22 protein-coding genes are annotated in these 22788 nt (G+C 67.5%); 18 read left to right on the top strand and 4 right to left on the bottom strand.

Annotation, left to right across the window (positions count from 1 at the left end; all coding sequences use genetic code 11):
• The first annotated feature begins 31 nt into the window (after window positions 1-31).
• The 7 genes from QWJ37_RS04915 (at window position 32) to QWJ37_RS04945 (ending at window position 9723) form a co-directional block, all read left to right on the top strand.
• The gene (locus QWJ37_RS04915; RefSeq protein ID WP_290244412.1) at window positions 32-1756 is read left to right on the top strand and encodes a glycerol-3-phosphate dehydrogenase/oxidase; all 1725 of its coding nucleotides are present in this window, start codon (window positions 32-34) and stop codon (window positions 1754-1756) included.
• Between the two features lie 40 nt (window positions 1757-1796).
• Entirely contained in the window at window positions 1797-2291 is a 495-nt protein-coding gene (locus QWJ37_RS04920; RefSeq protein WP_227903753.1) for a PTS sugar transporter subunit IIA, read from the top strand.
• Window positions 2292-2346: 55 nt separating this feature from the next.
• Window positions 2347-3165 (top strand): SURF1 family protein, encoded by an 819-nt coding sequence (locus QWJ37_RS04925; RefSeq protein ID WP_227903752.1) that lies wholly within the window; start codon window positions 2347-2349, stop codon window positions 3163-3165.
• Window positions 3162-3578, top strand: coding sequence for a DUF3817 domain-containing protein (locus QWJ37_RS04930; RefSeq protein ID WP_227903749.1), 417 nt, complete (start codon window positions 3162-3164; stop codon window positions 3576-3578). Before QWJ37_RS04925 ends, QWJ37_RS04930 begins: the two co-directional genes overlap by 4 nt.
• Window positions 3579-3662: 84 nt before the next feature.
• Entirely contained in the window at window positions 3663-5252 is a 1590-nt protein-coding gene (gene guaA / locus QWJ37_RS04935) for a glutamine-hydrolyzing GMP synthase (RefSeq protein ID WP_227903748.1), read from the top strand.
• Between the two features lie 98 nt (window positions 5253-5350).
• Window positions 5351-9286 carry a DUF4011 domain-containing protein gene (locus tag QWJ37_RS04940; RefSeq protein WP_290244413.1) on the top strand — a complete coding sequence of 1312 codons (3936 nt, stop codon included), beginning with the start codon at window positions 5351-5353 and terminating at the stop codon, window positions 9284-9286.
• 2 nt (window positions 9287-9288) lie between these two features.
• Window positions 9289-9723: a hypothetical protein gene (locus tag QWJ37_RS04945; protein WP_290244414.1), complete on the top strand. Its 435-nt coding sequence runs from the start codon at window positions 9289-9291 to the stop codon at window positions 9721-9723.
• Window positions 9724-9746: 23 nt separating this feature from the next.
• Here the strand turns inward: QWJ37_RS04945 and cpaB are convergent, their stop codons facing one another.
• The 3 genes from cpaB to QWJ37_RS04960 form a co-directional block, all read right to left on the bottom strand.
• Window positions 9747-10448, bottom strand: coding sequence for a Flp pilus assembly protein CpaB (gene cpaB / locus QWJ37_RS04950; protein WP_290244416.1), 702 nt, complete (start codon window positions 10446-10448; stop codon window positions 9747-9749).
• 172 nt (window positions 10449-10620) lie between these two features.
• A complete protein-coding gene (locus QWJ37_RS04955) occupies window positions 10621-10932 on the bottom strand; it encodes an FmdB family zinc ribbon protein (RefSeq protein WP_290244419.1) in 312 nt (103 codons plus the stop codon).
• 37 nt (window positions 10933-10969) lie between these two features.
• Window positions 10970-11578 carry a 5-formyltetrahydrofolate cyclo-ligase gene (locus QWJ37_RS04960; protein ID WP_290244421.1) on the bottom strand — a complete coding sequence of 203 codons (609 nt, stop codon included), beginning with the start codon at window positions 11576-11578 and terminating at the stop codon, window positions 10970-10972.
• 77 nt (window positions 11579-11655) lie between these two features.
• On the opposite strand from QWJ37_RS04960, the gene galU reads away from it, so the two are divergent.
• The 4 genes from galU (at window position 11656) to QWJ37_RS04980 (ending at window position 15508) form a co-directional block, all read left to right on the top strand.
• Complete coding sequence (gene galU / locus QWJ37_RS04965) at window positions 11656-12561, top strand: UTP--glucose-1-phosphate uridylyltransferase GalU (protein ID WP_227903737.1); 906 nt, start codon at window positions 11656-11658, stop codon at window positions 12559-12561.
• Window positions 12562-12566: 5 nt separating this feature from the next.
• Window positions 12567-13187: a GNAT family protein gene (locus QWJ37_RS04970; protein WP_227903732.1), complete on the top strand. Its 621-nt coding sequence runs from the start codon at window positions 12567-12569 to the stop codon at window positions 13185-13187.
• 264 nt (window positions 13188-13451) lie between these two features.
• A complete protein-coding gene (locus tag QWJ37_RS04975; RefSeq protein WP_290244425.1) occupies window positions 13452-14219 on the top strand; it encodes a hypothetical protein in 768 nt (255 codons plus the stop codon).
• 26 nt (window positions 14220-14245) lie between these two features.
• Window positions 14246-15508, top strand: a complete 1263-nt coding sequence (locus tag QWJ37_RS04980; RefSeq protein ID WP_290244426.1) for an aminoglycoside phosphotransferase family protein — start codon at window positions 14246-14248, stop codon at window positions 15506-15508.
• A gap of 13 nt (window positions 15509-15521) precedes the next feature.
• Here QWJ37_RS04980 and QWJ37_RS04985 read toward each other — a convergent pair whose 3' ends face one another.
• On the bottom strand, window positions 15522-15998 hold the full coding sequence (locus QWJ37_RS04985) for an Lrp/AsnC family transcriptional regulator (protein ID WP_227903728.1): 477 nt from the start codon (window positions 15996-15998) through the stop codon (window positions 15522-15524).
• Window positions 15999-16131: 133 nt separating this feature from the next.
• Between QWJ37_RS04985 and QWJ37_RS04990 the strand changes: the two genes are divergently transcribed.
• From QWJ37_RS04990 to QWJ37_RS05020, 7 genes are all read left to right on the top strand, one after another.
• Window positions 16132-17379, top strand: a complete 1248-nt coding sequence (locus QWJ37_RS04990) for an MFS transporter (RefSeq protein WP_290244429.1) — start codon at window positions 16132-16134, stop codon at window positions 17377-17379.
• 47 nt (window positions 17380-17426) lie between these two features.
• Window positions 17427-18416 carry a BadF/BadG/BcrA/BcrD ATPase family protein gene (locus tag QWJ37_RS04995; RefSeq protein ID WP_290244431.1) on the top strand — a complete coding sequence of 330 codons (990 nt, stop codon included), beginning with the start codon at window positions 17427-17429 and terminating at the stop codon, window positions 18414-18416.
• A complete protein-coding gene (locus tag QWJ37_RS05000; protein WP_290244433.1) occupies window positions 18406-18870 on the top strand; it encodes an NUDIX hydrolase in 465 nt (154 codons plus the stop codon). Before QWJ37_RS04995 ends, QWJ37_RS05000 begins: the two co-directional genes overlap by 11 nt.
• 252 nt (window positions 18871-19122) lie before the next feature.
• Entirely contained in the window at window positions 19123-20223 is a 1101-nt protein-coding gene (locus QWJ37_RS05005) for an ATP-binding cassette domain-containing protein (RefSeq protein WP_227928849.1), read from the top strand.
• 1 nt (window position 20224) lies between these two features.
• Window positions 20225-20983 (top strand): ABC transporter permease, encoded by a 759-nt coding sequence (locus QWJ37_RS05010; RefSeq protein ID WP_290244436.1) that lies wholly within the window; start codon window positions 20225-20227, stop codon window positions 20981-20983.
• Window positions 20984-20985: 2 nt separating this feature from the next.
• Window positions 20986-21762, top strand: coding sequence for an ABC transporter permease subunit (locus tag QWJ37_RS05015; protein WP_290244438.1), 777 nt, complete (start codon window positions 20986-20988; stop codon window positions 21760-21762).
• Window positions 21759-22712, top strand: a complete 954-nt coding sequence (locus tag QWJ37_RS05020) for an ABC transporter substrate-binding protein (protein ID WP_227903718.1) — start codon at window positions 21759-21761, stop codon at window positions 22710-22712. Before QWJ37_RS05015 ends, QWJ37_RS05020 begins: the two co-directional genes overlap by 4 nt.
• The last annotated feature ends 76 nt before the right edge of the window (window positions 22713-22788 follow it).

Raw genomic sequence — 22788 nt, forward strand, 5'->3', positions numbered from 1 at the left:
TACGGCAGGACCCTAGAGAGGAACCCCGACCATGTCTGCAGACGCCCTGAGCCCCGAGTACCGAAACGAAGCGATGGATCGGCTCCGGGCCACCACCAAGCCCGGCAACGAGCTGGACATCCTGATTGTCGGGGGTGGGGTAGTAGGTGCCGGGGCAGCCCTGGACGCGGTGACCCGCGGACTGAAAGTGGGGATGGTGGAGGCCCGGGACTGGGCGTCAGGGACCTCCTCACGGTCCTCGAAACTCATCCACGGCGGCCTGCGCTATCTGGAAATGCTGGACTTTGCCCTGGTGCAGGAAGCGCTGAAGGAGCGCGGCCTGCTGCTCCAGCGTATTGCCCCGCATCTGGTGAAGCCCGTGGCCTTCCTATATCCGCTGACCAAACGGTTCATTGAGCGGCCGTACGTGGGTGCGGGCATTTTCCTCTACGACACCATGGGCATGACCTCGGGCAACTCACGCGGGGTGCCCATGCAAAAGCACCTGACCCGCAAGCAGACCCTGCGCATGGCGCCCAGCCTCAAGGACGACGCCATGGTCGGCGCCATCCGCTACTACGACGGCCAGGTCGACGACGCCCGGTATGTGGCCACCATGGCCAGGACCGCGGCCCATTACGGCGCCGCGGTGGCCAACCGGCTGGCCGTGGTGGACTTCCTGCGCGAGGGGGAGCGGGTGGTCGGGGCGCGCGTGCGCGACCAGGAAACCGGCGACGAGTTCGATATCGCCGCCAGCCAGGTGGTGAACGCGACCGGTGTCTGGACCGATGAAACCCAGGCCATGGTCACCGACCGCGGCCAGCTGAAGGTCCGGGCCTCCAAGGGCGTGCACCTGGTGGTCCCGAAGGACCGGATCCAGTCCACCGTGGGCATGATCCTGCGGACCGAAAAGTCGGTGCTGTTTGTCATCCCGTGGGGACGGCACTGGATCATCGGCACCACGGACACCGACTGGAACCTGGACAAGGCGCATCCGGCCGCCACCTCGGCGGACATCGACTACATCCTGGAGCACGTAAACCTGGTGCTGAAGACGCCGCTGACCCGGGAGGACGTTGAAGGAGTCTATGCAGGCCTGCGGCCGCTGCTCGCCGGGGAAAACGACTCCACCGCCAAGCTCTCCCGCGAACATGTGGTGGCGCACCCGGTGCCGGGACTCGTCGTCGTCGCCGGCGGCAAGTGGACCACCTACCGGGTGATGGCCAAGGACGCCGTGGACGAGGCAGCGCGGGCCCTGGACGAAAAGGTGCCCGAAAGCTGCACCTCCACCATTCCGCTGCTGGGCGCAGTGGGGTACAAGGCAGCCTGGAATCGGCGGCACCGCACCGCCGACGAGTACGGGGTACACGTGGCCCGGGTGGAGCACCTGCTGAACCGGTACGGATCCATGGCCTATGACGTGCTGGACCTGATTAAATCCGATCCGTCCCTGGCCGAGCCGCTGCCCGGCGCGGATGACTACCTGCGGGCCGAAGTTGTCTACGCCACCACCCATGAGGGGGCCCGGCACGTCGAGGACGTCCTGGCCCGGCGGACCCGCATTTCCATCGAGACCTGGGACCGGGGTGTCTCCGCGGCACCGGTGGCAGCGGAACTGATGGCCCCGCTGCTGAACTGGGACCCGGCACGGGTGGAAAGCGAAGTGGCCCACTATCTGGCCAGGGTGGAAGCCGAACGGCTCAGCCAGGAGCAGCCCGACGACAAGAGTGCCGACAGTGCCCGGCTGGCCGCCGAAGACATTACCCCCAGGATCTGATGAACCGGATCCCCGACAAACCAGTGAGTGAAGAACAGCAGTGACCGAAGAACTGTCCCTGAGCGAAACCGGCGCGGTCCTCACCGAACCGGACCTGGTAATCCTCGAAATGGAGGCCGCTGACCGGTACGACGCCGCCACGCAGCTGGCCGAACGGATGTATCGGGCCGGCCGCATCACCAACCTGGCGGGGTTCCTCGAGCAGGTCAGCGCCCGCGAGCACCAGATGGCCACCGGGCTGCCCGGCGGGATCGGGCTGCCCCATGCGCGCAGCGAGTTTGTGCGGGAAACCTCCATTGCCGTCGGCATCACCCGCTACGGTCACAGCGTGGACTTCGGAGCCTCCGACGGTCCGGCCACCGTGATACTGCTCATTGCCACCCCGGCCGCTTCCTTTTCCCAGCACCTGGAGGTCCTGGCCACGATCGCCAGGTCCCTGTTCCGCCCGTCGTTCCGCGACTCCCTGCGCCGAGCGAACGACGCCGAGGTCATCGCGGAACTCATTAATTCCTCCCTCGTGTTCTTCGACCACTAGGACTGCGGCGCCCCGGCATTGGGTTTTCTACAGCCGGACGAAGTACCGTTAACCCGTGCTCAAAACTGCCCTGAAGCCGCGCTGGATCGCCGGCCTGCTTTTCGCCCTAGCAATCTCAACGGTCTTTGTGCTGTTGAGCCAATGGCAGTTCTCCAGCGCCGAATCGGAGAAGGCCACGGATCCGGAAGCCACGGAAACCGTCCGGCCGCTGACCGATGCGTTCGTTCCGGGCAAGCCCATGTATGAGACCGAAGCCGATCAGATGGTCTCCATGACCGGCTCCTTCGACCCGGACAAAACCGTGCTCGTTGACGAGCGGCTCCAGGACGGCGAGCAGGGCTACTGGGTGGTGACCGCGTTCCAGGTCGACGGCGCCCCCGGGGACGCCTACATTCCCGTGGTCCGCGGATGGGTTGAGGATCCCGGGGATGCCGTGCCCGCGCAGGCCGGAACAGCCGCCGTCGTCGGACGCCTGCTGCCGTCCGAGGCGCCGCTGCCCGAACCGCATGAGAACGGGATCCTTCCCTCGCTCTCCGCCGCCGAACTGATCAATATCTGGGACGTCACCTCATACTCCGCGTTCGTTACCGCCGAAGAGATCACGGTGGACGGCGCCGCCCCCGACTCCGGTGACATGCAGACCGTGACGGTGGCCGGCCAGCCGGAGGAAACCCCGGTCAACTGGCTGAACATTTTCTACGCCCTTGAATGGATCATCTTCGCGGGCTTCTCCGTCTTCCTCTGGTGGCGGCTGGTCGCCGACGAGTACCGCCGCAGCCTCGAAGAGGACGAGTACGAGGACGACTATGAAGACGGCTACGACGAGGCAACCGAACCCGATACCGAACATCCCAGCAGCGAGGTAACCAAGTGAGCGATTCCACCAGCACCGCCAAGGCACCGAGGAAAAAGAAGCGCCGGTTTGGCGGCACCCATGCGCAGATCCGCTCGGCGCTGACCTTCTACAAGGTCTTCGCCTACGTCACCGGCTTCCTGCTGCTGGCCCTGGTGGTGCAGATGATCGTCAAGTACGGCTTCGGCACCGAGGTTATTGTGGGCGGCGTCAATCTGTCCGTGGGTGTCCTGATCCTGCACGGCTGGATCTACGTGGTGTACCTGCTGGCTGACTTCCGCCTGTGGCAGCTGATGCGGTGGCCGTTCTCCAAATTCATCATCCTGGCACTGGGCGGCTGTGTGCCCTTCCTCTCCTTTATTGTCGAGGGCCGCGTGCACAAGCAGGTAGTAGCGGAGCTGGAAGCCCATCCTGAAGCGGCGAAGCGCTACTAAGCGAAGGCTGGCGCCTGCGGGTCCCGCCGCAGGCGTCTTGAACCGGGTGTGCACGGCCGGTGGCGGGACGACTATCCTTGGAACGTGACTAATCCCGCGACTGACCCCATTGAAGAGCGGCCCGTCCTCGTTGTGGACTACGGAGCGCAGTACGCCCAGCTAATTGCCCGCCGGGTGCGCGAAGCAGACGTTTACTCCGAGGTGGTTCCCCACACCTACAGCACTGAGCAGCTGCTGGCGAAGAACCCGGCTGCCATTATCCTTTCCGGCGGACCTTCCAGCGTGTACGCCGAAGGTGCCCCCAAGGTCCACACGGATCTGTTTGAGGCCGGCGTGCCGGTACTCGGCATCTGCTACGGCTTCCAGGCCATGGCCGCCGCCCTCGGCGGCAAGGTAGCCAAGACCGGCCTGCGGGAGTACGGATCCACCGACGCACGCGTCGTCGGCGGCGCCCGTTCCATCCTGGAGGGTACTCCGGAGGAACAGAACACCTGGATGAGCCATGGCGACAGTGTGCAGGAAGCCCCTGAAGGCTTCGATGTGCTGGCCAGCACCGCAGGAGCGCCCGTTGCCGCCTTCGCCAACGAGGAAAAGGGCCTCTACGGCGTCCAGTGGCATCCCGAGGTTAAGCACTCAGCGCATGGCCAGGCCGTCCTGGAGAACTTCCTGTTCAAGGGCGCCCGGATTGAACGCAGCTGGACCACCGGCAACATTGTTGAAGAGCAGGTTGCCCGCATCCGTGCCCAGGTGGGTTCCTCCCGGGTCATCTGCGGGCTCTCCGGCGGGGTGGACTCCGCTGTTGCTGCAGCACTGGTGCAGCGCGCGGTGGGCGACCAGCTGACCTGTGTCTTCGTTGACCACGGACTGCTGCGCGAGGGCGAAGCGGAACAGGTTGAACGCGACTTCGTGGCGGCGACCGGCGTCAACCTGTACGTTGCCAACGAGCAGGAGCGTTTCCTCAGCGCCCTGGCCGGCGTCTCGGACCCGGAAACCAAGCGCAAAATCATCGGCCGTGAATTCATCCGTGCCTTTGAGGAAGCAGAGCGGGCCATCATGGCCAAGGCTGAAGCAGAGGGTGAGCCCATCCGCTTCCTGGTCCAGGGCACCCTGTACCCGGACGTTGTGGAATCCGGCGGTGGTGAAGGCGCAGCCAACATCAAGAGCCACCACAACGTGGGCGGCCTGCCCGAGGACATGAAGTTCGAACTCGTGGAGCCGCTCCGGGCGCTCTTCAAGGACGAGGTCCGCGCAGTCGGTGCCGAGCTGGGCCTGCCGGCCGAAATTGTCGGACGCCAGCCCTTCCCCGGCCCCGGACTCGGAATCCGCATTGTCGGCGAGGTCAACCAGGAACGCCTGGACCTGCTGCGCCGCGCCGACGCGATTGCCCGGGCCGAGCTGACCGCAGCAGGCCTGGACGACGAAGTCTGGCAGATGCCGGTCGTCCTGCTGGCCGATGTCCGCAGCGTGGGCGTCCAGGGTGATGGCCGGACCTACGGACACCCCATTGTGCTCCGCCCGGTGTCCAGCGAGGACGCCATGACGGCCGACTGGTCACGCCTGCCGTACGATCTGCTGGCCCGGATTTCCAACCGGATCACCAACGAGGTGGATGGAATCAACCGCGTGGTGCTGGACGTAACCAGCAAGCCGCCGGGAACAATCGAGTGGGAATAGCGTAAGGATAAAGGGGACGGCCGTTTCGGCCGTCCCCTTTGCCGTTCCCCGCGTTGCTATGTTCGGGAAACCGGGTCCGACGCGATAGTTTTGAACGTATGCCAATTTGGTCAAAAACGCGCGGAAGTGCAGAAAAGAGGGCACTAGTGTCTGAGCAGAATACCGGGGAGAATCCCTCGGACTTCCTGCTGCCGTGGCTGGGACAATTGGGACAGCACGCCGGAACGGACACCCTGCTGCATTTCACCCCGTCCGCTGCCAACAGCATTGACCTCACGCACGCGCATCCCTCCGGCCTGGCCCAGCTGCTCGCCGGTCGCCGGACGAGGCTCTCCACCCTGCTGCGTGATCCGGACCAGTACGGCGCCGCGATGAAGGCCGGGCGCCTGCTCCGCGCCAAAATCTACGAACTCGGCACCGACCGCGGCATCGACGTCGGCTACATTGCTGCCGGGACCGCGTCCTGGCGCTACGCCTCGGATGAGGCACTGCGCCCCGAGTCGCTGACTGCCCCCGTCCTGCTCACCCCGGTGGCCCTCACCGTCCACGCATCCCAGGACGACTATGAGCTTCAGCTGACCGAAAAGGCTGCGCTCAACCCGGCCCTGGTCCGCCATCTGCAGCAGGAGCAGGGTCTGGAGATCGACGTCGATGCCCTGACCCGGCTGGCCTACGGTACCGCCCGCTTCGACCCGCACCCGGTGCTGGAGAAGCTCCGCGCCGTCACCGGCAGCGTGCGCGGCATCAACATCGAACACCGCCTGCTGGTATCCACCTTCGCCGACCTTGCCGACCTTTCAGAGGATCCCGCGCTGGATCCGGCCCATCCGATCCTCCGCGCCCTGATCGATGCCGCCCGTGACGGTTCGGCCGAACCTCCGGCCGCCCGGTCCCTGGACCTGCCGCCGCTGGATGACCGGGACCCGGCGGATGAACTGCTGATCCTGGATGCGGACCGGCAGCAGCAGGAAGTGCTGGATCTCATCAACGCCGGGCAGTCCCTGGTGGTTTCCGCCCCCGCGGGCACCGGACAGACCCAGACGGCGCTGAACGCCGTCGCGTCGCTGGCCAATGCCGGCAAATCCGTGCTGGTGGTAGCTGAACGCCGCGGCACCCTGAACCAGTTCGTCTCTGAACTTGACGCCCTGCAGCTTGGCTCGCTTGTGCTGCAGGTCAACGCCGGGCTCACCCGCCAGCAGCTCAAGGACCAGCTGGTCCGGGCCATTGTCCGGAACGAAAAGGCGAAGGCACCCGAACTGGCCGGCCTGCACAAAGTCCTGCAGGAGAACCGCCACCAGCTGCGGGACCATGTTAAGAGCCTGCACAACGTCCGCCGGCGGTGGGGATGCTCGCCGTACCAGGCCATGCAGTCCCTGGCGGAACTGACGTCCATGAATCCTGCCCCGGCCACGACCGTGCGGCTCAAGCGCAGCGTCCTGGACAGCATTACCGACCGCACCGAGCTCACCGGACGGCTGCGCCGGGCCGCCGAGCTGGGCAGTTTCAGCCGTGCCGCTACCACCAGTCCCTGGTACGGTGCCAAGCTGCTGAACCGCAAGGAAACCGAGGAAGCCTATGCGCTTACCCAGACCCTTGCCACCGACCTGCCCGCCCTGCGTGCCAAGGTGCAGGACGTGGCGGAACACTCGCAGATCCGCCTGGGCGAAACATTCGCCCAGTGGGGCGAGCAGCTGGAACTGCTGGTGGCTGTCCGGGAAAGCCTGGATAAGTTCACGCCGGACATTTTCGACCGCCCCGTGACCGACCTGATTTCGGCCACCGCGTCCTCCTCCTGGCGGCGTGAACGCGGCATCGACATGAGCTCCATGACCCGCTCCCGGCTGCGCCGCGTGGCCAAGGAATACATCCGCCCCGGGGTGCACATCTCCGATCTGCATGCGTCCCTCCTCGAGGTGCAGCAGCAGCGGGCCACCTGGACGCGCTATGCCACCACACAGCGCCACCCTTCGGTTCCCACGGGACTGGCCGAGATCAACCGCTCCTACCTGCTGGTGAAGCGGCAGCTGGACACCCTGACGGACATCCTGGCTGAAACGCCGCTGCACCCGGATCTCGCGTCACTGCCGCTGGATGAACTGGAAAAGCAGCTGAGCCAGCTGGCAGGGGACCGCGAAACGCTTGAAACGCTGCCTGAGCGGACCCTGCTCCTGGACGAGATGCGTGCCCAGGGCCTGGGTGAGCTGCTTGATGACCTGAGCGAGCGCGAGGTACAGCCGCGCCACGTGGGCTACGAGCTGGAACTGGCCTGGTGGCAGTCTGCACTGGAAGCCATGATCAGCGGCGATGACTACCTGGCCATGTCCGACGGCAACAGCCTGCGCCGGCTCGAAGCCGAATACCGGCTTGCCGACAACGCCCACATTGCTTCCGGCAGCTCCCGTCTGCGCTGGAGCCTGGCCTCGCGCTGGAGCTCCGGCGTCGAGAAATCCAAGGCCGCCGCCCAGGATCTGCGCGAGCTGATCAAGGACGGCGAGCTTTCCCTGGCCAGCCTGTGCCAACAGTCCGAGGAACTGGTTTCCGCACTGCTGCCGGTATGGGCCGCGAGCCCGCTGGTGCTGCCCATGGTCCTGCCCGAAGGCCGGCGCTTTGACACTGTGGTGCTGCTGGATGCCGAATCGACCAGCCTGCAGTCGGCGGTTCCGGCACTGGCCCGTGCCGGGCAGGTTGTCGCCTTCGGTGATTCCCGTTTGGGGGGCCCGCGACCGTTCACCATCGGGGTGGAACCGGCCGGTGCGCAGGGGCAGAACACTGAACTGCCCAGTGCCTTTGAGGCCTTGGAACGTGTCCTGCCGACGCGCAGCCTCTCCACCGTGTACCGCGGAACCGACAAGGCCCTGCTGAAACAGCTGAGCGACTCCTTCTACGGCGGACGCCTGTCCATGGTGCCTGGCGCTGATGAGGTGGCCAACGGCCACCGGTCCCTCTCGGTGGAATACCTCGCGGACGGCACGGGGATGCCCAGCGCCGACCATGAAGGCGTGGAAAGCGTTGCCGCCGAGGTGAACCGTGTCGTGGACCTGGTCTTTGAACACATCCGGCGCCGTCCGCACCAGTCCCTGGGCGTCATCACGGCCAGTCCCCGCCATGCAGTGCGGGTGGCCGAGGCCATCCGCGTACAGATGGCGAATTTCCCCTGGGCAGCGGACTTCTTTACTGCCAAGGCCGAGTCCTTCCGGGTGGTCCCGGTGGACCGTGCCGTGGGTATGGTGCGCGACTGCGTCATCTTCTCCCTCGGTTTCGGACGCACCCCGCATGGCCGGGCACTGCACAACTTCGGCCCGCTTTCGGCGCCGGACGGACGCAAGAAATTCGTGACTGCCATGACGCGCGCCCGCTACAAACAGCACGTGCTGACCTGCTTCCAGCCCGCTGACCTGGACAGAACCCGCCTGGGCTACGGAGCGCTGGATTTCTACGAGCTCATCCGGCGCGAACTTGATCCTGCGGCAGCCGCTGCGGAGGCCTCCAAGGCAGTGGTGGAAACCCCCACCGCCGGCGGCATCATGGACGAAGACCCGCTGGTGGCCGATCTGGTGGGCAGGCTGCGTGAGCGCGGCGCCAAGGTCTGGGACCACTACGATGGCGCCATTGACATAGTTGCCGCTGCCCCCGGGAACGGTGATCCCGCCGGATCGATTCCGCTGGCCATCGAATCAGACGGAACCGAACGGTACCGTGCCATGTCGGTGCGTGAACGCAGCCGGCTGCGCCCGCAGCTGCTCGAACGCCGCGGCTGGAGGTACATGCCGTTGTGGACCATTGAGGTGTTCAGCGACCCGTCCGCCTGCGCGGATCTGGTGAGCCGGTACCTCAACCTGCCCGATTCCGCGGCTGTGGAAACCGGCCCCCGGGCAGGAGCCGGTGCTAAGGCTGACGGAACGCCGGAGACGGCTGCAGCGCCGAATGATTCAACCGCCCGGCACGGCCGGCAGGTCACGGTAACCCCGCACGGAAGCAGCCGCATGCGCGAACGGAGGTCCGGGTCCCTCCCCGAGCGCAGCGAAGGAGAGTGAGCATGACCGGGACAGACAACAAGGAGCCGGAGCGCCGGGCGTATACGTCGCCGGAGTACCGGGTGGATGCGCCGGCTGGAGAGACCGGGCCGGCGGAGTCAAATGAGCCCGCGGCGCCCGGCAAACGTCCGGAGGGTGGCGCGCCCACGGACGACGCCGATTCTGCGGAGGCCGCCGAAGCCATGGACGCTGCCGAAGCCGTGGACGCTGCCGAAGCCGTGAAAGGCAGTGCTCCACAGGCCGATGCGGCGCAGCAGGGCGGGAAGCCCAGGGTTGCACCGCCGGTACGCAAACGCGGAAACCGCCGCGCCGGGTCACCCGGCCCGGCCGGGCTGCTGCCGGGGAAGGCCAAAGAGGATGATCCCCGTGTGTGGGGCGACAGTCCGGAAGACAGGGATTCCTGGCTCCTGGAGCAGCGCCCGCCGCACTGGGGCTAGCCGAACCGGAGCGGTGCCGGTGGTCATTCGTCGGTGAGCACCAGGTAGATGCTCCCGGCTCCGGAGGCCGCGGTGAGCCGGGCGGCATTGTCGCGGCCGGCCGCAACCACCACCAGCCCGTCACCGCCCGTGGCCGGCCAGCCGCCGCCGGTATCCGTCCCGGAAACCCAGAGCACGGGCACGGACGTGGCAAGGACCTCTGCACCTGAGCTCCGCCCGGCGTCTTCCGGCACCCCTGCCGGATCTGCTCCGGTAACCACATTAACGAGTTGCCCCGGTCCAAGCAGGTCCAATACCGAGGGGTCCGCGGGGCGCAGCGGAATGGCAACGGTCCCCGGCGGAGTTCCGGCCAGCAGTCCCGAACCGGCCAGCGAAACATCTGTCACCGGGCTGCCCTGCAGCAAGGGTGTGGCCAGGCGCCGGCCCAGGAGATCCTCGGCACGGTCGTAGGCCCCCGGAGGCACGGAGCCGGCGGGAGTCCGGACGGTTTGCAGGGAAGTGTTGTCCAGCACGGCACCGACGGGCAGGTCCCGCGAAGCACTCACCACAACCACATGCTCGGTCTCCGGGGGTACCAGTGCCTGGACCGCGCATCCGATGGCTGCGCAGCAGGCCAGGGCAGCAAGAATACGGCGGTGGCGGGTGAGGAACCGCCGCAGCCGTGCGGCCGGGATGTGGCCCGGAGCGGAAAGGGTGCGGGAAAGTGCGGGGAAGCGGGGGCGCATGCCGCCAGATTAGGACGGTCCGCTGCGCCGGTTTCCGAGGGTCCGGGTCCCGGGGGATCGGACCGCCCATGCCGTGTCCGAAAAACCGCTATGTGGAGGACGGGTCCGGGCAGGTTGCGCGGCGGGGACCCGGACGCCCCGGGTGCCGCATCCCCGCTGCGGCATGGAGACCTCAGGCGGAGGTGCCGGCGGATCCTGCCGTGGCCGGGGTTGAACCGCTGCCGCTCTCGGCCTTGGCGGCAGGCTTCGCTGCATCGGCCTTGGCGGAGTCATTCTTGGAGGCTGCCGCCGGTACGGTGGAGGCGGCATCCCGGGAGTCAGTGCGGTAGAAGCCGGAACCCTTGAAAACAACTCCGACGCTGTTGAATTTCTTGCGAAGGCGGCCGCCGCATTCGGGGCAGACGGTCAGGGAATCCTCGCTGAACGACTGCTGGATGTCGAATGAATGGGTGCAGTCCTTGCAGGCATACGCGTACGTGGGCACTCTGTAACTCCTCCTTGGCACTCTATGGCCTTGAGTGCTAAGTATACATGCGCTTAGCGGGCAGTTCATGCCAGCCGGAGGGGGTCAGGACGCCATCCACCGGTGCATCCAGGGGAGTGGTTTCGAAACGTCCGGCGGGCACAAATTCGTGGTCATACACCACCGCCACCGCCGGGGTGGCGTTGCCGCCTGCCCGCAACCGGGCGAGGAACCGGTCATAGTACCCGCCGCCCTTACCCATCCGGCCGCCGGCGTCATCGGCCGCGAGGGCGGGCACAAGGATCAGGCCAAGGCCGGGCAGGTCGGTTGCCGTATAGCGTGCTCCTGCCGGTTCCAACAGGGAGCCAAAAAGCCCCGGCGCCATCTCGACGCCGGGGGTCCAGTAGCTCCAGGACAGGCGGCGGTCGGGTTCGCATATCGGGACCACCACCCGGTAGCCCGCGTCCGTGAGGGCGGTCAGCAGGCCGGCCGTGCCGGGTTCACCGCCCACCGAGAGGTACCCGGCCACCGTTGCACCCGCGGGCAGCATGCCCGCCACGGCAGCCATGCCCTCTTTAGCCAGCGCCTCAGCTGCGTGCCGGCGATCGGCGTCGGTCAGGTCGCGGCGGGCCTGCAGGAAATTCGTGCGGGCCTGGACTTTGCTCATTTGGTGCATACGGACCATTGTCCCAACACCCCCGCGCATTTGGTGCAAATGAAGTGCACTTAGGTACTCTTACCACTATGACGACAGCACGCCCCACCGTAACCAAAGCCGTAATCCCCGCCGCAGGCCTGGGTACACGCTTCCTGCCAGCCACGAAGGCGATGCCGAAGGAAATGCTTCCGGTTGTGGATAAGCCAGCAATCCAGTACGTGGTCGAGGAAGCCGTAAATGCCGGCATGCCGGACATTCTTATGATCACCGGACGCAACAAGCGTTCCCTGGAAGACCATTTTGACCGCGTTCCGTTTATTGAAAAAACGCTGGAAGACAAGGGCGACCTGGAAAAGCTCGCCATGGTGCGCGCTGCGTCCGAACTCGGTGAGATCCACTACCTCCGGCAGGGAGATCCCAAGGGGCTGGGACACGCAGTGCTGCGTGCCAAGCTGCACGTGGGTGATGAGCCGTTCGCCGTACTGCTCGGTGATGACCTGATCGACGCCCGGGACCCCCTGCTTGAGAAGATGGTGGAAGTCCAGGCCAAGACCGGCGGCTCCGTCATTGCCCTGATCGAGGTGGATCCGGAACAGATCAGCGCGTACGGCTGCGCCGACATCTCCGTTGTTGAGGGCGAAGACTACGTGCGGGTGAACAAGCTCGTCGAAAAGCCCGACGTTGATGAAGCGCCGTCCAACCTGGCCGTGATCGGCCGGTACGTGCTGCACCCGGCTGTCTTTGATGTGCTTGAGGAAACCGGACCCGGCCGCGGCGGGGAAATCCAGCTGACGGATGCCCTGCAGACCCTGGCTGCAGCCGACGGTGAAGGATCCGGCGTCTACGGTGTGGTGTTCCGCGGCCGCCGGTATGACACCGGAGACAAGATGAGCTACCTCAAAGCCGTGGTGACCCTCGCCTCCGAGCGCGAAGACCTGGGCCCGGGCCTGCGCGAGTGGCTGAAGGACTTCACCGGTAGCCTCGAAGGCTAACTGCCGTGTGGGGCTCGGCCGTGTGGCCGGTGACGCTGGAGAGTGACGACGTCATTCTGCGGCCGATCCGGCTCCGGGACAGGCGGGAATGGACCGAGGTCCGTTCCCGCAATGCCGGCTGGGTAGGGCCCTGGGAAGCCACCAATCCGCTGCGCGGCGGGGCGCCGCCGACGTACGCGGATATGGTCCGCAGCCTGAACCGCCAGGCACGCCAGGACTCGGCCCTGCCGTTCGTGATTACCGAGCGGCAGGATCCGGGCCGGGTCCCGCCGATCGTGGGGCAACTGACCGTATCCACCATTGTCTGGGGTTCCGCGCGGATGGCGACCCTTGGTTACTGGGTGGACCAGGCCCGTGCCGGGCGCGGAATAGTGCCCACGGCTGTAGCCCTCGCCACCGATTACTGCTTTTCGGAGCTGGGGCTGCACCGGATGGAAATCAACATCCGTCCGGAGAACCGTCCGAGCCTGCGGGTAGTGGAAAAGCTGGGTTTCCGGGATGAAGGGATGCGCCTGAAATACCTGCACATCAACGGGGAATGGGCGGATCACCGCAGTTTCGCCCTGACTGCGGAAGAGGTCCCGGAAGGGCTGTTGAACCGCTGGATGTCGCGGCGGGCCCGTTAGGCAACTTTTTTCACATCCGACACGCCGACACACCGGCTCCAATACGCGGGCGGCAGGCCGGAAGCTTCTACCGTCGTAGGTGTGGACTTCCCTCTGAACAGCTCTCTCAACAGCTCGCTTGTGCTGGCACTCGCCGTTGCGCTGTGGCTGCTGTGGGTTGGTCCCTATATCTTCCGGCGCGCAGCCGTGCAGTCCGCCGCTCCCACGTCCTCTACCGCCAATCATCCGCCCGCTTCCCCGGACAAGGGGTCCCAGAGGAACACTATGTACAACACGAGCACTACACCCAGCGGGGGCGGGTCTACACAGTCTTATGCAGGCAGGCCCGGCGGCCAGACTCCGCCCGCTGCCTTCCGCATCCGCAAGGGCCGGGTTGCCTTGGCGCTTACCGGTCTGCTGGCCCTTATTACCGTGCTGGTTGGAGGGGTCCTCGCCGCGGCCACCGCGGTTTCCTGGTTGGTTCCCGCAGCAGGCCTGGCGACGGCGGCCGCTTCAGTGATCGGATTGCGCAGCCTCGCGCTCCGGGACCGGCGGCGCCGGGTGCAGAACGCCTTCCGGGACGCCATGGGGCCGGACCTCCGGCACCGGACCGGGTTCGTTTCCCCGGCGGACCAGGTGCTCGAGGAGCCGGAGGAAGCCGCCCCGGCAGCGCCGCCGCAGCCGCTTCGCGAGACGGTCCTGTTCGATCTGCAGGCCGCACCGGCGCCGGACACCGCGGTGGACGCCGCGCCGGCAGCCCTCACCACCCCGCCGGCGGAGGCTGAGGAGCCCGAAGCCCCAAAGGCACCGGTGCTGCCGCCCAAGACCGGCACCACCCCGTGGGAGCCGGTAGAGGTGCCGAAGCCCGTTTATGTTGATGCTCCGAAGGCTGCCCGCCCCGCGCCCGAGCCGATTGTCCTGCCGGAGCCTCCGCGGCCGATGACCAAGACTCCGCTTCGCCCCGGCGCCGTGCCTGCGGTTCCCTCGGCGCAGGAGCGCCCGGAGACCGGCAAGATCAACCTCGACGACGTTCTGCAGCGCCGCCGGGCCTAGACGCCGGCGGACTTTCCGGCTGCCGGATGGTGACCGAGCATACCGCTCCCGGGCGCGCCGCTGATGTGGTGTCCGTCCTCGCCGGTGCCGCCATGCGTGGCCCACTGCAGGACCTGTTGAAGCCCCGCGGCCTGCGGCTGGAACGCTGGCAGCACCTGCGCACCCACCACAGGCCCGGGGGATCAGTCTCGGCGCTCTACCGGGTTCATTGCCGGACGGCCGCACCGACGTCCTCCGGCACCGGGCCGGACGTTCCTGCCTCTGCAGCGCTGGTACTGCATATCGGCGCTACCACCGCGGACGCGGCGGCCGGGCCGGACGGACCGCACACGGCCTCCGCCCGCATCGCCGGACACCGGCTGCGGATGTGGATCCATCCCCACGATCCCGCCCTGCCGGGGCTGCCCTGGGCTACGGATGCCGCAGCGGTGGGCCGGGACGCCTTTGACTCCGCTGACCCGGCGCGTCTGCACCTGCTGGCCTACCGGCCACTGCGCCGGGCGGTGGTGCAGGTGGCGCACCCCCGCGGCAGCGCCTACCTGAAACTGCTTCCCGAAGAACAGCTGCCCGCCCTGCGCCGGCGGCACCTTCTGCTCGAGACCGCCGGAGTTCCGGCCCCGCGGCTGCTCGCGGCACCTGAAGCCACGGCCCGGGGTGTGCTGATGCTCAGTGCCCTGCCCGGCGCCTCCCTTTTCCGGCTGCTGGTGGAGGACGGAGCCGCCGGAGTAGCACCCGAGCAGTTTCTCGAGCTGCTGGATACCCTCCCCGTGCAGGCTGCAGAGCTGCCCCGGCGACGGTCCTGGGCCGAAGGCGCCCACGGTTACGCAGCGGCCGCCGCGGCGGTGCTGCCTGATGAAGCGGTCCGTATCCGTGCACTGGCAGCCGGGGTGCAGGAGGCACTCGAATCCACGCCGGCCGGACCCGTGGTGCCCGTGCACGGCGACTTCCACGAGGGCAACCTGCTGATGACGGGCACCAGGGTCAGCGGCCTGCTCGACGTCGATGCCCTCGGTCCCGGACACCGGGTGGATGATCTGGCGTGCCTGATCGGCCACCTGGCGGTGCTGGCTGCTGCCAACCCCTCACGGCCCCACTTGGACCATGCCCTGCAGGAGTACCGCCGGGTGTTCGAAACCGCAGTTGACCCGGCGGCGCTGAATGCCAGGGCTGCCGGCGTGGTGCTCTCGCTCGTTGCCGGGGCGCGCGGCGGTCACCGCGGTGCACGCGTCCACAGCGCCAGGCTACGGTTGGGAACCACTCAGCGCCTGCTCCGCGCCGCCTCGGAGTAGCCTGATCCCGCCGTCACTCGACGGTCGGGACCAGCTTTTCCAACAGCGGCTCGGTGCGATAAGGAATATGTTCGTGGAGGGCCAGGACGGTCTCGGTACGGATGACGCCCTTGAGCCGCAGAACCGAACGCAGGGCCTGCTGCAGTTGCTGGGTGTCCGTGGCCGTGACCCGGCACCAGACGTCCCCCCGGCCCGAGATTTCGTGGACCTCCAGCACCTGGGGGAGGGTGCGCAGCCCCGAGATCACGCCGTCGAGCTCCCGGTGGGTTACCTCGATGGTGACGAAGGCCTGCACATCGTAGCCCAGCTGCGCCAGATCGACTTCGCGTCCGGCAGTGCGGATAACGCCGGCGCGGAGCAGGTGCCGTACGTGGCTCTGCGCGGTGTTGCGGGCCACGCCCAGCCGCTCGCTCAGGTCGCTGATCTGGGCCCGGGGATCCCTTACCAGTTCCAGCAGCAGGCGGCGGTCCAGTGCGTCCAGATTGGCCATTTAGCGCATCTCCTGTCAGTGGGGAGCGAGCATATTGAGCGGATTAGTCAAAAGAACACTCTAATGTGTTCTCCGTGCAGTGCGACACCCCATCCTGTAGGAGCATTAGCTACAAATAGGATGGAAGTACCAGTTGACAGTGCTCAGTGAGCTGCGTATGCAGCCCGCCGCCCGGACCACGCGGAAGGAATGGGACGCCGCCATACGGCCCCGGCTCATCCTCACGCTCGCCGTGATGTCCACCCTGCTTATTGGCGCCAACCTGGCCACCCCGCTGTATCCGCTGCTGGGAGCTTCGCTGGGACTGTCCTATTTCGGCGTCACGCTGGCATTCGCCTCATACGTGCTGGTGTTGGTGGCTGGGCTGCTGCTGGTGGGGCACTGGTCGGATTACATCGGCCGCCGCGCCGCGCTCGTGGTCGCCGGTGTGGTGTCCCTGGCCGGCGGGCTGATCTTCGGCACCGCCACCGACGTCGGGGCGCTCATGATAGGCCGTGCGCTGCAAGGTGCTTCCGTGGCACTGGCCACCGGAGCGAGCTCGGCCGCGCTGCGCGAGCTGCTGCCGCACCGGCCCGAATGGGCCACCCGCTTCACCCTGCTGGTCTCGGCCGGTGGTGTGGCTGCCGGTCCGGTGATTGGCGGACTGCTTTCGCTGCTCCCGGCACCCACTCTGACGCCGTTCCTGATCCACTCCGCGGTGCTGGCGGGTCTGCTGGTGCCGCTGTGCCTGCTGAAGGCCCGCCCGGCCATCTCCCTGGCGGAGGGAAGGCCGCTGGCCATGCTGCGGCCGCGCAAGCCCGCTGTCTCCCACCGTGCCCGCACCCAGTTCTGGGTGGCTTCTGCCACCGGGTTCCTTAGTTTTGCCGCTTTCGGTTTCTGCCTGTCGCTGGCGCCCTCGTATTTTTCGGACATTGCCGGCACCACCTGGCGGCCGGCCATCGGCCTGCTGGCGGCCCTCGCCCTTGGTGCCTCTGCGGTCAGCCAGCTGACCGGCATCCGGGGCCGCTACACCGCGCCGGCCGGCCTGGCCCTGATGGGCACCGGAATCGCCCTCATCCCGGTGGCAGGCGCCACGGGCAGCCTGGCCCTGCTGGTCGCAGCCTGCCTGCTGGCCGGGTTCGGCCAGGGCATGGCTTTCCGGGTGGTCTTCAACGAGGTGGCCGCGGCAGTGGAAGCCTCCGAGCATGCCCGGATCATCAGCACCGTTTACGTCATCACCTATCTGGGCAGCGCCCTGCCCGTGCTGGGCCTGGGCGCCGCGGGTGCCCTCTGGGGGCTGGGGCCGTCCGTGGCGTGGTTCTCCGGCCTCATCACTGCAGCCTGCCTGTCGCTGGCCGTCCTCAGCCTGGTCCGGGCCCGGCGCCGCAGCATCTCCGCCTAGGGCTGAGTGCCGGTACGCCGGCCCGCTGCGGGAAGTAGGCTGGACGGATGCATGCATTTTCCACCCCCGCACCGGAGGGCCCAGGGTCAGAGGGAACAGGACCACAGGGAACAGGACCGGAGGGAACCGTCGAGGCAGGTCCCGGATCCGACGCCATCGGTTTGGACATCGGCGGTACCAAAACCCACGGCATCCGTCTGCGGAACGGTGCCGTCATCGCTGAAGCGGTCGCCGGCAGCGCCAACGTCCAGAACGTGTCCGTGGAAGCGGCCCGGGCCTCGCTGGCGGACGTCTTCACCCGGCTCGGCACCCGCGGGGTAACCCGCGTGATTGCCGGCTCGGGCGGAGTGGACACGGAACAGGACGCCGCTGCCCTGCGCGCGCTGATCTCCGCGCACGTGCCCGACGCCGCCGTCGACGTCGTCCACGACACGCGGCTGATCCTCGCCGCCGGATCGGCCTCGGAGGGCATCGCCGTCATTGCCGGCACCGGGTCGGTGGCCTGGGGAACCAATGCGGCCGGACGCCAGGCCCGCTCCGGCGGCTGGGGCTACCTGCTGGGAGATGAAGGCAGCGGATACTGGATAGGACGCGAAGCCGTCCGGCACTCCCTGCGCCTGAACAATCTGGGCCGGGAACCGGATGCCCTGAGCACCGCCCTGCTGCAGGCTGTGGACCTGAGTAACCCCACTGAACTGATCGGGCTGTTCCACGGCGGCACCGACCGCCGGTACTGGGCAGGCAAGGCGGGACTGGTGTTCGAGGCGGCCAGGGCCGGCAGCCCCGCAGCCACTGACATAGTGCACACGGCAGCGGAGCATCTGGCCGGGCTGACCACCGACGTGGCCCGCCTCCTGAAAATCTCCGGACCGGTGGTGGTCGGCGGCGGGCTGGGCATGCACCAGCCCCTGTTCCAGGACCTGCTGCGGACCCGGCTGAACGCAGCGGGACTGGCAGATGTCCGGTACCTGAACCAGGACCCCGTCTTCGGTACGGCGTATCTTCTCGGCACGGAGCGGGCCGGACATGGCAGCTGACTTCGATGTCCGGGTGGGCGCATACGCAGTGATTATCCGCGACGGTGAACTACTCCTGGCCCACTGGAACCAGTACGGCAATTCACGCTGGACGCTTCCCGGCGGAGGGCTCGAACTCGGCGAGGACGCGCCCGCCGCGGCTGTCCGCGAAGTCCGGGAGGAAACCGGCTTCGAGGTCCGTCTTGGCGCCCTGCTGGGGGTGGACAGCCATTTCATTCCGCCCGGGCGCCGGATGCGCGGGGAACCCCGGCTGCTGCACGGCCTGCGCATCATTTACGCCGCGGAAATTACCGGTGGAGCACTGCGCCACGAAACGGGCGGCAGCACCGATCAGGCCGCCTGGTTTCCGCTGGAGGAGGTCGCCTCCCTGGACCGGACCGAGCTGGTGGATGCCGGACTTCGCCTGTTCGGGAGCCCCGGCGCACACAGCGGTCCCGGCACCAGAGCAGGTTAGCCGCCGGCACCTGTTTCACCCCGCGGAACGCAGCACACGTATCCATTACCGAGACGCATCCTGCTGGACTAGCGCGGCAGCCGTGAAATACCGTGATCCTTCACGGCACGTCGCGACCTGCCAGTGCACCGGCATCCCTCACGGAAGGCACGCAGCATGACCCCGCCGCCAGACCCTGCATTCAACCACGAAGCCCCCGCCACCGGCAGGCCCGCCACCGCGGTCCGCCCCGGGCAGGAGGCAGCGACACCCATGATCCGATTCCGGTCCGTCACCAAAACCTACGGCGACGCCGCCCCGGCGGTGAAGGACCTGAACCTGGACATTGAGCGCGGGTCAGTGACCGTTTTCGTTGGCCCGTCCGGCTGCGGCAAAACGACGTCGCTGCGCATGATCAACCGGATGGTCGAGCCCAGCTCCGGCTCCATCGAGGTGGACGGCCGGGACATCGCCCAGGGCCCCGCTGCGCAGCTCCGGCGGTCCATGGGCTACGTGATGCAGTCCTCCGGCCTGCTGCCGCACCGGACGGTGCTGGACAACGTGGCCACCGTGCCGCGGCTGAACGGCACCTCCCGGCGCGAGGCGAGGCTCCGGGCCGCGGAACTGCTCGACGTCGTCGGGCTGGCCTCCACGCTGGGCAACCGGTACCCCGCACAGCTCTCCGGCGGCCAGCAGCAGCGGGTGGGCGTGGCCAGGGCGCTGGCCGCGGACCCGCCGGTGCTGCTAATGGATGAGCCCTTCAGCGCCGTGGACCCGGTGGTGCGGCACGAACTCCAGCAGGAACTGCTGCGGCTGCAGCAGGACCTGTCCAAAACCATAGTGTTTGTCACCCACGACATTGACGAGGCCACCATCCTGGGGGACAAGGTGGCCGTTTTCGCCACCGGCGGGCGCCTGGCCCAGTACGCGGCCCCCGAAGAGATCCTGCGCGCTCCGGTGGATGACTTTGTCGCCGGATTCGTGGGACGCGACCGCGGCTTCCGGCATTTGTCCTTCCAGGACGGCGGCAGCGTGCCCGTCCACCCCGTGCAGCTGCTCCGCGCCGATCAGCTGGCCGATCCCGCCGTGAACGTCACCGACGGCTGGGCGTTGTGTGTGGACGCCGACGGCGCCCCGCTGGGCTGGGTGCCCGCCACGGCCCGCCGCTCGATCACCGGCACCGGGTCGCTGATCCCGGGCGGATCGTTGTATCCGGAAGGCGAGAGCCTGCGCCGGGCACTGGACGCTGCCCTGTCCTCGCCGTCGGGGCTGGGCGTGGCCGTGGACGCCGGTGGCCGGGTCACCGGCGTCGTCCGCCCTGCCGAAATCCTGGCGCTGATCGAAGCAGCCCGGGTGCAGCGGAGCGGAGCCTGAAATGGAGTGGTTCCTTTCCCATATCGATGACGTGCTGCGGCTGAGCGGACTGCACCTGTACCAGTCGGTGGTGCCGCTGGTGATCGGCGTGCTGATTGCCGTGCCCGCGGCGCAGCTGGTGCGCGGGCGCCGGAAGATCCGCACCTTCGTGCTGTCCACCGGCTCCCTGCTCTACACCATCCCCTCGCTGGCGCTGTTCGTTACCCTGCCCGCGATCCTGGGCACGCGCATCCTGGACCTGGCCAACATCATTGTTGCCCTTACCATTTACGCCGTTGCCCTGATGCTGCGCGTAGCGGTGGATGCCTTCGATTCAGTGGACGACGGCGTCCGGCAGGCTGCGGTGGCCATGGGGTACCGCCCGTTCCGCCGCTTCCTCACCGTTGACCTGCCCCTGTCGGTGCCGGTCCTCATCGCCGGGCTGCGCGTTGTCTCGGTCAGCAACATTTCCATGGTGAGTGTGGGCGCCCTGATCGGGGTCCAGAACCTGGGCTTCTTCTTCAGCGACGGCCTCCGGCGGAACTTCGTCACCGAGATTGTGGTGGGCATCCTCGCGACCCTTGTCCTCGCCTTCCTGATGGACCTGATCCTGGTGCTGCTTCAGCGCTTCCTGACACCGTGGATGCGTGCTGCCGGCGGCACGGGCAGGCGACGGAAGCGAAGCGGACGCCCGGACGGGAGCGGGAGCGCCGCACCGGCGTCGTTGTCCCGGCCCGCCTCGCTCGACGCAGCTCCTGATGCCGCGCTGAAGGGGGCCTGACCATGTCCGTGAATCCGTCCCTGCGACTGCCCCTCACCGACTACACCAGCACCAACGCCCTTGGCCAGGGCTGGGAGTGGCTGACCGACCCTGCCAACTGGAGCGGTGCCGCCGGAATCCCGGTACGGACGCTGGAACACCTGCAGTACACGGGCCTGGCCCTGCTGATTGCCGCGGCCATCGCCATCCCGGTGGGTCTGCTGATAGGGCATACCGGCCGCGGCCAGGTGACCGTGGTGGCGCTCTCAGGCCTGCTGCGGGCCCTGCCAACGCTGGGCATGCTTACCCTGTTTGTGCTCCTGGCGGGCCTGGGCCTGATGCCGCCCATCTGGGCACTGGTGCTGCTGGCGGTTCCACCGCTGCTCGCCGGCGCCTACGCCGGAGTGGCCGCCGTGGACCGCAGCGTGGTGGATGCCGCCCGCAGCCTGGGGATGACCGAAGCCCGGATCCTGTTCACGGTGGAGCTGCCCAACGGCATGCGGGTGCTGCTGGGCGGGCTGCGGGGCGCGACTCTGCAGGTGGTGGCCACTGCAGCGGTGGTGGCCACCATCAACCTTGGCGGGCTGGGTCGCTACCTGATCGACGGACTGGCTGTGGGCGACTACGGCCGGGTGTTCGGCGGGGCGGTCATCATTGCCCTGCTGGCCCTGGCAGTGGACGCCGTTATTGCCCTGGCCTCGCGCTTTTTGATCCCCAAAGGACTCGGGCGCCGACAGGCGTCCGGCACATCGACCGGCAGCGGAGTTCCCGCGGCCGGCGCACAAGGAGGAAAACCATGATGCAGCACGCGAGCCGGAATCCCCGGCGGAAGGCCCTGGCGGTCCTCGCCGGCGGGATGGCACTGGCCCTGGCCGGCTGCAGCGGAGGCGGCGATCCGCTGGAGAATGAAAGCGCTCCGGCGGCCTCCGGCAGCAGCAGCGAGCAGACGCTGGTGGTGGGGTCCGCGGACTTCCCGGAAAGCAGCACCATTGCCGAGATCTATGCCGGCGCCCTGAACGCTGCCGGTGTTCCGGCGGAGACGCGGCTCGGGATCGGGTCCCGGGAAGTGTACATCCCGGCCTTGGAAGACGGCTCGATTGACCTGATCCCCGAATACACCGGCGCACTGCTGGTGGAGGTGGACCCGGAAACCGCTCTGGTGGATCCCGGCGAAATTGTCGATGCACTGGGGGAGAAGCTGCCGGAAAACCTGGTGGTTCTTGAACCGTCGGATGCCCAGGACAAGGACGCCATGGTGGTCACTGCGGCCACTGCCGAAAAGTACCAGCTGGAGACCGTGGAGGACCTGGCCGAGGTGTGCGGGGAACTTACCCTCGGCGCACCGGCCGAGTTCGCCGAGCGTACCCAGGGCCTGGCCGGCCTGAAGGAGAAGTATGGCTGCGAGTTCAAGGAATTCACTGCCATCGGTGACAGCGGGGGACCGCTGACGGTCGATGCCCTGATCAACGACGACGTGCAGGTGGCCGATATCTACACCACCAGCCCCGCCATCGAGGAAAACGGCCTGGTGGTCCTGGAAGACCCGAAGCAGAACTGGCCTGCCCAGCAGGTCATTCCGCTGATTGCCGATGACCGGGTCAGCGAGGAAGCACGCGAGGTCCTGAACAGTGTTTCAGCCCAGCTGACCACTGAGGACCTGATTGCCCTGAACCAGGCCGTCAGCGGCGACCAGAAGCTGGATCCGAGCGAAGCAGCGCAGGACTGGCTGGAGGAAAAGGGCCTCGCCTAAGCCCCGGCCGGTTCCCCGGCACGCATCCGGCACCCCCGCAGTGACACATACGCTGCGGGGGTGCCGTGCTGTGGCA

This window comes from Arthrobacter sp. YD2, assembly GCF_030410475.1.
Classification (GTDB): domain Bacteria; phylum Actinomycetota; class Actinomycetes; order Actinomycetales; family Micrococcaceae; genus Arthrobacter_B; species Arthrobacter_B zhangbolii.